This is a genomic window from Methylobacterium sp. E-025 (genome assembly GCF_022829705.1).
Classification (GTDB): Bacteria; Pseudomonadota; Alphaproteobacteria; order Rhizobiales; family Beijerinckiaceae; genus Methylobacterium.
The window spans coordinates 1-8,896 of the sequence record NZ_JAKSYR010000047.1 but is presented as its reverse complement, the minus strand read 5'-3'; the positions used below and the strand labels follow the sequence as shown (position 1 = coordinate 8,896).

11 protein-coding genes and 1 pseudogene are annotated in these 8,896 nt (G+C 71.4%); 9 read left to right on the top strand and 3 right to left on the bottom strand.

Annotated elements, in window-relative coordinates; translation table 11 throughout:
- Nucleotides 1-201: pseudogene (locus tag MKK64_RS04110) on the bottom strand (sugar transporter); the annotation flags it as partial.
- Nucleotides 202-472: 271 nt separating this feature from the next.
- Between MKK64_RS04110 and MKK64_RS04105 the strand changes: the two are divergent.
- From MKK64_RS04105 to MKK64_RS04070, 8 genes are all read left to right on the top strand, one after another.
- The gene (locus tag MKK64_RS04105) at nt 473-1,762 is read left to right on the top strand and encodes an alpha/beta hydrolase (protein WP_243932334.1); all 1,290 of its coding nucleotides are present in this window, start codon (nt 473-475) and stop codon (nt 1,760-1,762) included.
- A gap of 147 nt (nt 1,763-1,909) precedes the next feature.
- Nucleotides 1,910-2,407: a gluconokinase gene (locus MKK64_RS04100; RefSeq protein WP_243932337.1), complete on the top strand. Its 498-nt coding sequence runs from the start codon at nt 1,910-1,912 to the stop codon at nt 2,405-2,407.
- A complete protein-coding gene (locus MKK64_RS04095) occupies nt 2,404-3,210 on the top strand; it encodes a Cof-type HAD-IIB family hydrolase (RefSeq protein WP_243932333.1) in 807 nt (268 codons plus the stop codon). The genes MKK64_RS04100 and MKK64_RS04095 overlap by 4 nt, the downstream gene beginning before the upstream one ends.
- A gap of 146 nt (nt 3,211-3,356) precedes the next feature.
- Nucleotides 3,357-4,322 (top strand): lytic transglycosylase domain-containing protein, encoded by a 966-nt coding sequence (locus MKK64_RS04090; protein WP_243932332.1) that lies wholly within the window; start codon nt 3,357-3,359, stop codon nt 4,320-4,322.
- Between the two features lie 311 nt (nt 4,323-4,633).
- Nucleotides 4,634-5,539 (top strand): helix-turn-helix transcriptional regulator, encoded by a 906-nt coding sequence (locus MKK64_RS04085; protein ID WP_281406289.1) that lies wholly within the window; start codon nt 4,634-4,636, stop codon nt 5,537-5,539.
- 206 nt (nt 5,540-5,745) lie between these two features.
- Nucleotides 5,746-6,603 carry a serine O-acetyltransferase gene (gene cysE, locus MKK64_RS04080; RefSeq protein ID WP_147728555.1) on the top strand — a complete coding sequence of 286 codons (858 nt, stop codon included), beginning with the start codon at nt 5,746-5,748 and terminating at the stop codon, nt 6,601-6,603.
- Between the two features lie 132 nt (nt 6,604-6,735).
- Nucleotides 6,736-6,951 carry a DUF3126 family protein gene (locus tag MKK64_RS04075; protein ID WP_147728559.1) on the top strand — a complete coding sequence of 72 codons (216 nt, stop codon included), beginning with the start codon at nt 6,736-6,738 and terminating at the stop codon, nt 6,949-6,951.
- 108 nt (nt 6,952-7,059) lie between these two features.
- Nucleotides 7,060-7,389: a DUF6949 family protein gene (locus tag MKK64_RS04070; RefSeq protein WP_147842284.1), complete on the top strand. Its 330-nt coding sequence runs from the start codon at nt 7,060-7,062 to the stop codon at nt 7,387-7,389.
- Between the two features lie 9 nt (nt 7,390-7,398).
- Here MKK64_RS04070 and MKK64_RS04065 read toward each other — a convergent pair whose 3' ends face one another.
- Entirely contained in the window at nt 7,399-8,088 is a 690-nt protein-coding gene (locus tag MKK64_RS04065) for a transglutaminase-like cysteine peptidase (RefSeq protein ID WP_147842283.1), read from the bottom strand.
- A gap of 306 nt (nt 8,089-8,394) precedes the next feature.
- On the opposite strand from MKK64_RS04065, the gene MKK64_RS04060 reads away from it, so the two are divergent.
- Nucleotides 8,395-8,739, top strand: a complete 345-nt coding sequence (locus tag MKK64_RS04060) for a hypothetical protein (RefSeq protein ID WP_243932331.1) — start codon at nt 8,395-8,397, stop codon at nt 8,737-8,739.
- 3 nt (nt 8,740-8,742) lie between these two features.
- Here MKK64_RS04060 and MKK64_RS04055 read toward each other — a convergent pair.
- Nucleotides 8,743-8,896, bottom strand: a 154-nt coding sequence (locus MKK64_RS04055) for a transglutaminase-like cysteine peptidase (protein ID WP_243932335.1), incomplete at its 5' end; no start/stop codon positions are given.

Here is an 8,896-nt window from a genome sequence, read left to right as displayed (position 1 = left end):
CAGGCTGTCGAGCGGGCGCCCGCGCAGGGCCTCGATCACCGCCGGGGTCACGTCCACCAGCTCGTAGCGCGCCAGCAGCCCCTCCGGCGTCGACAGCTCCGCCCCCGCCTCCACGGCACGCGCCGTCGGACCCGAAGCCGGAAGAACCGAGCAGCCCGACACCGCGAGCGCAGTGAGCAGGAGCAGAGGAAGAACGCGCATCCAGGATCGCCTGATCGTTTTCGAGGCTTCGACGCCTAGCCGAACGGAAGCCCCCTGTCCGTAGCGGGGCGGACACACTGAGCCGCGCAGGCCCGGATCGAGGGTGATGATCCCCGCTGCACACACGAAGCCGTCGCGATCCGATGGTCGGAGGGCAGGGGATGCCGCCCGCCGGAAGCGCGATCTGGTTTTCGCACAAATGAAGCTCTATGGGATGGCAATCGAGCCGCCCCGCGATACATCGCACGACTTTGGAAAACCTTCGTCGCTCATGAGGCTGCCCCTCTCCTACACACCGCCGGACTTGCAGGCCGAGCGGCCCGGCACGGTGCGCCGACGGCACGTGTTCTTCATTCCCGGCTACGACCCGGAGGCGCGGACCCGCTATCGCCTCCTGTTCGTGCGCGAGCTCCTCCGGCACGCGAAGCGGTTCGGCGATCCCCGGCCCGACATCTCCCCGGCGGTCCTCAGCCCGGACGGCCTCGTCCAGAGCTGGACGGTCGGTCCGGGCCGGGATCCGGGGCGTGCGGCGACGTCCTACGACGTGCTGCTCTGGGACGACCTCGTCGCGCGGGATTTCCGCCGGCCGCGGGTCCTGAGCGTCCTGCTGCTGGTCGTCGGCACGCTGCATGCCCTGCTGCGCGGGCTGATCTTCCGGTTCTACCGGCTCAACTGGCTTTACGGGAACGTCGTCATCTACCCGTTCGTCATGGTCGTGCTGCTCACGGCCCTGTCCGCGGCGATCGGGACGATGGTGCACGCCCATCTCGGCGACTGGTTCGGGCACAGCCTCGGCTGGCCGTCCTGGGTGACCCTGCCCCTCGCCGTCGTCGCCGGGATCGCCTGGATCGTCGCGATCGAGGCGCTGCTCAACCGGTTCTTCTTCTGGCAGCTGCTGAACGACTGGGTGTTCAACTGGCAGCACGGAAACGGCTGGCGGCGCGACTACGCGGAGCGGCTCGAGGTGTTCGCCGATCGCGTCCTGGCGCGGATCGCCGAGGCCGAGGCCCGCGGCGAGCGTCCGGACGAGGTGATGATCGTCGGCCATTCCACCGGCGGCCTCACGGCCGCGGAGGTCGCCGCCCGGATCCTGGCCCGCGCCCCGAAGCTCGGGGCGGACGACATGGCCCTCGCCCTGGTCACGCTCGGGTCCGGCCTGCCCCTCGTCGCCGCGCAGCCCTTCGCCGATCACGTCCGCGCCGAGGTCGCCACGCTCATCGCCTCGCGCCGGATCGTCTGGCTCGACGTGCAGGCGCCGCAGGACTGGATGAACTTCCCGGGCTTCAACCCAGTGCTCGACCTCGACCTGCCGCTCGCCGGCGGCCCGATCGCCAACCCGCTGGTGCGCTCCGCGCAGGTGCGCGACATCCTCACGCCGGAGACCTACGCCAAGGTCTGCCGGAAGCCGTTCCGGATGCATTTCCAGTTCCTGATGTCGAACGAGCGGCCCGGCCCGTACGACTATTTCCGGATGGTGCTGGGGCCGCAATTCCTCCGCGACCGGGCGGTCCGCCCGATCGTCGCCGACCTTCAGCCCGGCCTTCGGAAGGGCGCCGGCTGAGACGCGGCCGTTCCCCCCTCGGGCGGGCGGCGTGCTATCCGTCCGCTGCGATCCCGCCGCCGAACCCGAACCCGGAGCCGCAGCCCCGTGAGCCCGTCCCGATCGAACGACCAGGCGGGGCGGCCCGCCGCGCAGGTGCTCGTGGTGATGGGGGTCTCGGGCTCGGGCAAGAGCACGGTGGCCGCGCTGGTCGCCGAGCGGCTCGGCTGGATCTTCGTCGACGGCGACAGCTTCCACACGCCCGAACACGTCGCCAAGATGCATGCCGGGCTCGCCCTCGACGACGCGGACCGGGCGCCCTGGCTCGCCTCGATCGCGGTCTGGATCCGGCACCGGCTGGAGCGGGGCGAGTCCGGCGTGATCGTGTGCTCGGCCCTGCGCCGCGCCTATCGCGAGGTGCTCACCGGCGGCTCGCGGCGGGTGCGGATCGTCTACCTCGACGGCAGCCGGGCGCTCATCGCCGGCCGGCTCGCCGGTCGTCACGGGCATTTCATGGCGCCGGCGCTCCTCAACAGCCAGTTCGCGATCCTCGAACCGCCGACCGCCGACGAGCACCCGATCGTCGTCGGGATCGACGATCCCCCCGAGACGGTCGCGGAGCGGGTCGTCGCGCAGATCCACGGAACCGGAAGCGAATCCGCATGAGCGCACGGCGCATCGACCTCGTGATCTCGGACGTCGACGGCACCCTCGTCGGCACCGACAAGAGCCTGAGCCCGGGGACGATCGCGGCGGTGGCGCGCCTGCACGCCGCCGGCATCGGCTTCACCGTGGCGTCCGCCCGCCCGCCGGTCGGCCTGCGCGGCCTCGTCGAGACCCTGGCGCTCCGCCTGCCGATGGGCGCCTTCAACGGCGCGACGGTGGTCGGCCCGGACCTCGCCGTGATCGAGGAGCGGCTGATCCCGGAGGCCACCGCCCGGGATGCGGTCGACCGGCTCGTCGCCGCGAAACTCGACGTCTGGGTCTTCGCCGACGGCTCGTGGAGCCTGCGCGACCCGGCGGGGGCCTATACGGACCTCGAGCGCCGGACCCTCGATGCCGAGCCGAACGTGGTCGCCGACCTTTCCCCCCTGCTGGGCCGCGCCTCCAAGCTCGTCGGCGTCAGCCGGGACCACGCGCATCTGGCCGCCTGCGAGGCCGAGATCGGCGGCGCCCTGGAGGGCCGCGCGGTCGTGCACCGCTCCCAGGCCTACTACCTCGACGTAACGCCGCCCGGCATCGACAAGGGCGGCTTCGTGGACTGGATGGCGCAACATCTTGGCATCGCGCGCGACCGCATCGCCACCTTCGGCGATGCCGGCAACGACGGGGCGATGTTCGCGCGCAGCGGGGCTTCGGTGGCGATGGGCAACGCCGAGGAGGCGGTGAAGGCGGCGGCCACCGACCTCACCGACACCAACGATGCCGACGGCTTCGCCGAGGCGGTCGATCGGCTGATCCTGCCCTGACGCCCAGAGGGCGACGTCTGTGGCATGCCGGGCACAGGCCGGCGTCCCCGGTCTCGTCGCCCACCGGCGACCGCATCCGAGCCGCTTTCCGGCCTCATTTGACCCCGACCTAGCTTGACCAGAACAAGCGGGACCGGGTCTTCAGGATGCATCGACGCCTTCTCCTCGCCGCAGCTCTGGCGGTCGTGACCGTCCCGGCCATCGCGCAGGGAGCCCGCGACAACATCGATGCGCTGATCGAGCAGCACGCGAAGGCGAACGGCGTCCCGGCGAGCTTCGTCCACGCGGTGGTGAAGCGCGAGAGCAACTACAACCCGAAGGCCAAGGGCGGCAGCGCGCTCGGGCTGATGCAGATCAAGCCCGCCACCGCGCGCAGCCTCGGCTACCAGGGCGACGCCGCCGGCCTCCTCGACCCGGCGACGAACCTCAAATACGGCGTCGCCTACCTCGCCGGCGCCTACCGCACGGCACAGGGCAACATCACGCAGGCCTACGGCTACTACAATCGCGGGTACTATTACGCGGCCAAGCGCCAGGGCATCTCCACCGAGGTCGCCTCCGTGGTCGCCCCGGTCGCCGCCTCGGCGAGCGCGGTCGCGAGCCTGTTCACCGGCGCCCCCCCGGCCGACCCCAACCTCGCCGCCGCCAACGTCGCCCTGGCCTATGCGCCGACCGCGGCCGCAGCACCGGCCGAGACCGTCGCGGTGCCGCTGCCGCCCCGTCGCCCCGCGGCCTTCGGCGCCGGCGATTCGGTTGAGATGGCGAGCCTGCGGCCGACGCAGGATCCGGCGGCCGATCAGCCCCAGGCCGATTCGGCCGGCGCGGCCCAGACCGTCTCGGTGCCGCTGCCGCCGCGCCGGCCCGATGCCTTCGGCGCCCCGGTCCAGGTGGCCAGCGCCGACCTTTCCAACCTGACCCTCGCCGCGACGCCGGCAGCGCCGACGCCGGCCGCCGCCACATCGGTCGATCCGGCGGCGGACACGGTCGCGGTGCCGCTGCCGCCGCGCCGGCCTTCGGCCGAGCGTCTCGCCACCGTCGTACGACCCGCGGCGCCCCGCAGGACACCCGCCGGGGAGCCCGTCCTCGAAGCCACCGCACTCACCACCGAGTGAGAGAACCGGGCACATCGCGCGGGAAAACCGCACCCGTTGTCTCTACAACGATCGGCGCGCCGGGTTGACCGCGGGACCGCAGCGCAACACATACGGGGCGTCGGACGAGAGGACCGGTGAGGCGGACGCGTTTTGCGTCGCAGCATCGCAACCGCTCGAATTCCTTGAGACAAACAATCATGCACCGAGGGCAGGGGTGCGCCGGACGTCTCGCGAGAGATCGGGCGTGACCGCGTCATGGCCGCCCTCACGCGAGGTTCGCGGCGCATGACTTGCGTCGGGATGGCCGAGAGGCCGGTCTCGCGCTTGGGATCAATCGGAAAGCGGACGACGCCATGGCCGGCGCGGTGGAACAAGAATCACTCTTCCTGAACGACCTCGGTCGTCGGGTCCGCCATGCGCGCACGGTTCGCGGGCTGTCGCGCAAGCTGCTGTCGCAGACGTCGGGCCTGTCCGAGCGCTACATCGCCCAGCTCGAGGGCGGGCAGGGCAACGTCTCGATCATCCTGCTGCGGCGCGTCGCCGACGCCATGGGCGTGCGCCTCGACGACCTGATCACCGGCAACGACGCGATTCCGGATTGGCCGGTGCTGCGCGACCTGCTGGGGCAGGCTTCGCCGGCGCAGATCGCGGCCGCCAAGGAAGCGCTCTCCGGCGGCCCGCGCGATGGCAGCATGCCGCGCCCCCGCGTGGCGGTGGTCGGCCTGCGCGGTGCCGGCAAGTCCACGCTCGGGCGGATGACCGCGGAACGCCTCGGCTGGCCGTTCATCGAGCTCAACGCCGAGATCGAGCGCGAGAACGCGCTCTCGGTCCAAGAGATCTTCGCGATCTACGGGCAGGAAGGCTATCGCCGGCTCGAGCAGGCGGCGCTGCGGCGCCTGACCGAGCATCCCGGCCCGCTGGTGCTCGCGACCAGCGGCGGCATCGTCGCCGAGCCCCTCACCTACGACCTCCTGCTGCAGGCGTTCTTCACCGTCTGGCTCAAGGCGCGGCCGGAGGAGCACATGCAGCGGGTCCGCGACCAGGGGCACCTCGCCATGACCGGCGACCACGCCTCGGCGATGCTGGAGCTGCGGGCGGTGCTCGCCAGCCGCGAGCCGCTCTACGCCCGCGCCTCGGCGACGGTCGACACCTCCGACGTCCCCGTCGAGGTGATGGTCGATCGCCTGACGCAAACGATCGAGGCGCGCTTCCAGGCGCAGGCAGCGACCGCCTGAGGGTTGCAATGCCGTGCCCGGCGTCTCGCGACGACCCTTGATCGAGGGCCGGCGCCACCCCAAGCTTTCGGCGTGCGTCGGGCGACGACCGGGCATCGCCGGTCCGCAACCGACCCGTGATCATCCGTGACCCGGCGCGACCCGGCCGGGGCGCCCCGGCGCCGACCGGCCATCGGGCTTCGTCCCGCGCCACCGAGGAGCATACCATGACTGGCAGTCACGCCCTCGGGCGTCCCGTCGCCGACGGGCTCGCCGGCACCGTCGATCCGGTCTGGTCGCGCCTGCGGGCCGAGTCCGAGGCGGTGATCCGCGACGAGCCCCAGCTCGCGTCCTTCATCGTGGCGACGATCCTCAACCATACCAGCCTGGAGGGCGCGGTCTCGCACCGGGTCGCCGCAAGGCTCGGGCATCCGGCGCTGCCGTCCGAGCTCGTGGCGCATGCCTTCCACGAGGCGATCCAGGCGGACCCGCGCATCGGCGAGGCGTTCCGGGCCGACATCGTCGCGGTGATGGATCGCGATCCGGCTACCAGCCGCGCGATCGAGCCGGTGCTGTACTTCAAGGGGTTCCACGCCATCCAGGCCCACCGGCTGGCGCACCACGTCTGGAACCAGGGCCGGCGCGACCTCGCCCTCTACCTCCAGAGCCGGTCGTCCGAGGTGTTCCAGTGCGACATCCATCCGGCGGCGCGGATCGGGCGGGGCGTGTTCCTCGACCACGCCACCGGCCTCGTCGTCGGCTCCACCGCGGTGATCGAGGACGACGTCTCGATCCTGCATGCGGTGACGCTGGGCGGCACCGGCAAGCAGGGCGCCGACCGCCATCCCAAGATCCGCCGCGGCGTGATGATCGGCGCCGGCGCCAAGATCCTCGGCAACATCGAGGTCGGGGAATGCGCCCGGGTCGCCGCCGGCTCGGTGGTCCTGCGTCCGGTTCCGGCCAACACCACGGTGGTCGGCGTGCCGGCCCGCGTCGTCGGCACCGCCGGCTGCGCCGAGCCCGCCCGCGCCATGGATCAGCTCGTCAGCATCGACCAGTTCATCCACATGGCCGAGGGGATCTGACGCGGGCGGGCCACCGCGCTTGCTCCACCGCCGAGGGCGTGGCAAGCGGTGGCCCGGCCGCCGGGCGGGCCGCCGATCACGGCGCGCATCGCCGAAGACACCCTGCATGAAGAACCCGAAAGGCTCGACAGCGTGACCAAGCCCGAAGTCGCGAAGCTGCAGGACTACCTGCGCCGCAAATTCGCCAATGCCAGCATCCGCATCGTGGCACTGAAGAACGGCGATTCCGCCGAGGTCTACATCGGCGAGGAGTCGATCGGCGTGATCTCCGACGACAAGGAGGACGGCGACGATTCCTTCGTGTTCCGGATGGCGATCCTCGACATCGACCTCGAGGAAGAGGCCTGAGGCCGGCGTCTCGCCTGTGCACGAATTAACGCTAACCCGCACAAGTGCTTAACGCTTCGTAAACATCCGGGCTAGACTGCGCGCATCCTCGGATGGAGTGCGCGCGTCATGGTCCTCGCCCCCGCTGCCCTCGATACGATCCGGACGCTCTGCGTGGGCTTGGCCCTGTCAGGGTTGCTCGCGAGCGCGTTCGAGTTGTGCACGACGCGCCGCGCAAGCTTCAACCTGCTCGGGCTCGGCGGCGTCACCGCCGTCGCCGCGCTGCCGATGCTGGCCTTCGGCGCTCCGTTCATCATCCTGCGCAACACCCTGCGCGGGCGCCGGATCGAGGGGCGCCCGATCCCGTTCGTGATGCTGGCGACGATCATCGCCTGCGGCTGGGGGCTGCTCTCGGGCCGCGTCGCCCTCGACCTCGCGGCCCTCGTCGTCGGCGCCTGAGCCGGGCCGTCAGCGGTTGGCCGTCGCCACCGGCGACGCGCCGCCGTCGAGCGTCACCCACGCCCGCCCGTCCTGCCCCTCGCGCTTGATGTAGGCGTATCCGGTGTTGCGCCACGACAGGATCGTATTGGTCTTGTTGTCGAGGATGAAGTCTCCGCGGTCGGTGCGCACCATCAGCACCGCGTGGCCCTCGCCGATGTCGTCGATCACCACGGTCATCCGCAGGGCACGCCGGGGAAGCCCGCGCTCGATCAGCATCCGGCGCTTGAGCAGCTGGTAATCCTCGCAATCGCCGAACCCGTCATCCGGGAAGTCCCAACGGTCGACGACGCCCCAGTGCGCCTGGTCGGTGATCGGCCTGATCCGTGCGTTGACCCGGCGGTTCACGCTCGCCAGCGTCCGCCACAGGGCGGTGTTCATCGCGATGGTCGCCGGCTCGCGGGTGTCGACGTCGCATTCGGCCGGCATGCGTCGGCAGAACTCGGTCCAGGCCGCCACCGGCCGCGCCGCCGGCCCGGTCTCCACGGCGGTGGCCGCATCGGGCGGAAGGGCGGCGATGCGCGGCTGGGTGGAGGCGCCCCCGATCATCAGGATCGTTCCGGCGAAGCCCAGGGCCGCGGCGCGTCCCGTGCGCCGCACCGCATCGCGCCATCGGATGCCGCCGAGGGCACCTGCCGCCTGGACAACCGCGTGCCGCATGCTCGATGCTCCGCCCTGCCGAAGCGCCCAAGCTGGCACGCTCCGGTCGGCGGCTCAATCGAAAATTAAGGGCGAATTAACCACGGCGGCGGCGAAAGGTTCCGATCCGGCGCGGTGATGTAAGGGCGCCACCCGCACATGCGCCGTGGGTATGCGTGCCCTGCACGGTCGATCAGCCCTTGATTCCGGCGTGATTCGCGGCTTGAGACTGTGACACCGGCGTGACGGCGTGCCGGTGCCATGGGATCGGCATTCGAGGGTCCCAGCAAGACGCCGGCCAACGCGCCGCCAGGGATCATCGCAACCGTGTCGCAACCCCCCATCCATCTCATGATCCGGGCTCTCGCCGAGAACGGCGCCCCGGGGGCGATCGACATCGCCCAGCACGCGGTGGAGATGTTCCTCGCCGCCTCGCCCACCGACGCCGACCGCGCGCTCGCCGTCGACATCCTCCTGCGCGATCTGGCCAGCCTGCGCGGCGTCGCCCCCCACATCACCGCCTTCATCGGGCGGATCGAGATGCAGCTCGGCCGGATCCGCCGCGACGCCCTCAAGCGTCCGGCGCAGCGGCCCGTGCCGGCGGATGCCGAGATGACGGAAGAACCCGTCCCGTCCGAGGTCGAGGCCGAGCCGGCGCTCCAGGCCGCCTGAGCCTCAGCGGTTGGCAGTGGTGACCGGGGAGGTGACGCCGCCGAGGGAGACCCAGGCGACGGCGTCCTGGCTCTCGCGCTTGATGAAGGTGTAGCCGGTGCGGTGCCAGGGCAGGATCTGGCTGGTCTTGTTGTCGAGCACCAGGTCGCCGCGGTCG

Coding starts and splice junctions, on each gene's coding strand:
- MKK64_RS04105 (WP_243932334.1), top strand. CDS start 473: ATGAGGCTGCCCCTCTCCTACACACCGCCGGACTTGCAGGCCGAGCGG.
- MKK64_RS04100 (WP_243932337.1), top strand. CDS start 1,910: ATGGGGGTCTCGGGCTCGGGCAAGAGCACGGTGGCCGCGCTGGTCGCC.
- MKK64_RS04095 (WP_243932333.1), top strand. CDS start 2,404: ATGAGCGCACGGCGCATCGACCTCGTGATCTCGGACGTCGACGGCACC.
- MKK64_RS04090 (WP_243932332.1), top strand. CDS start 3,357: ATGCATCGACGCCTTCTCCTCGCCGCAGCTCTGGCGGTCGTGACCGTC.
- cysE (WP_147728555.1), top strand. CDS start 5,746: ATGACTGGCAGTCACGCCCTCGGGCGTCCCGTCGCCGACGGGCTCGCC.
- MKK64_RS04070 (WP_147842284.1), top strand. CDS start 7,060: ATGGTCCTCGCCCCCGCTGCCCTCGATACGATCCGGACGCTCTGCGTG.
- MKK64_RS04065 (WP_147842283.1), bottom strand. CDS start 8,088: ATGCGGCACGCGGTTGTCCAGGCGGCAGGTGCCCTCGGCGGCATCCGA.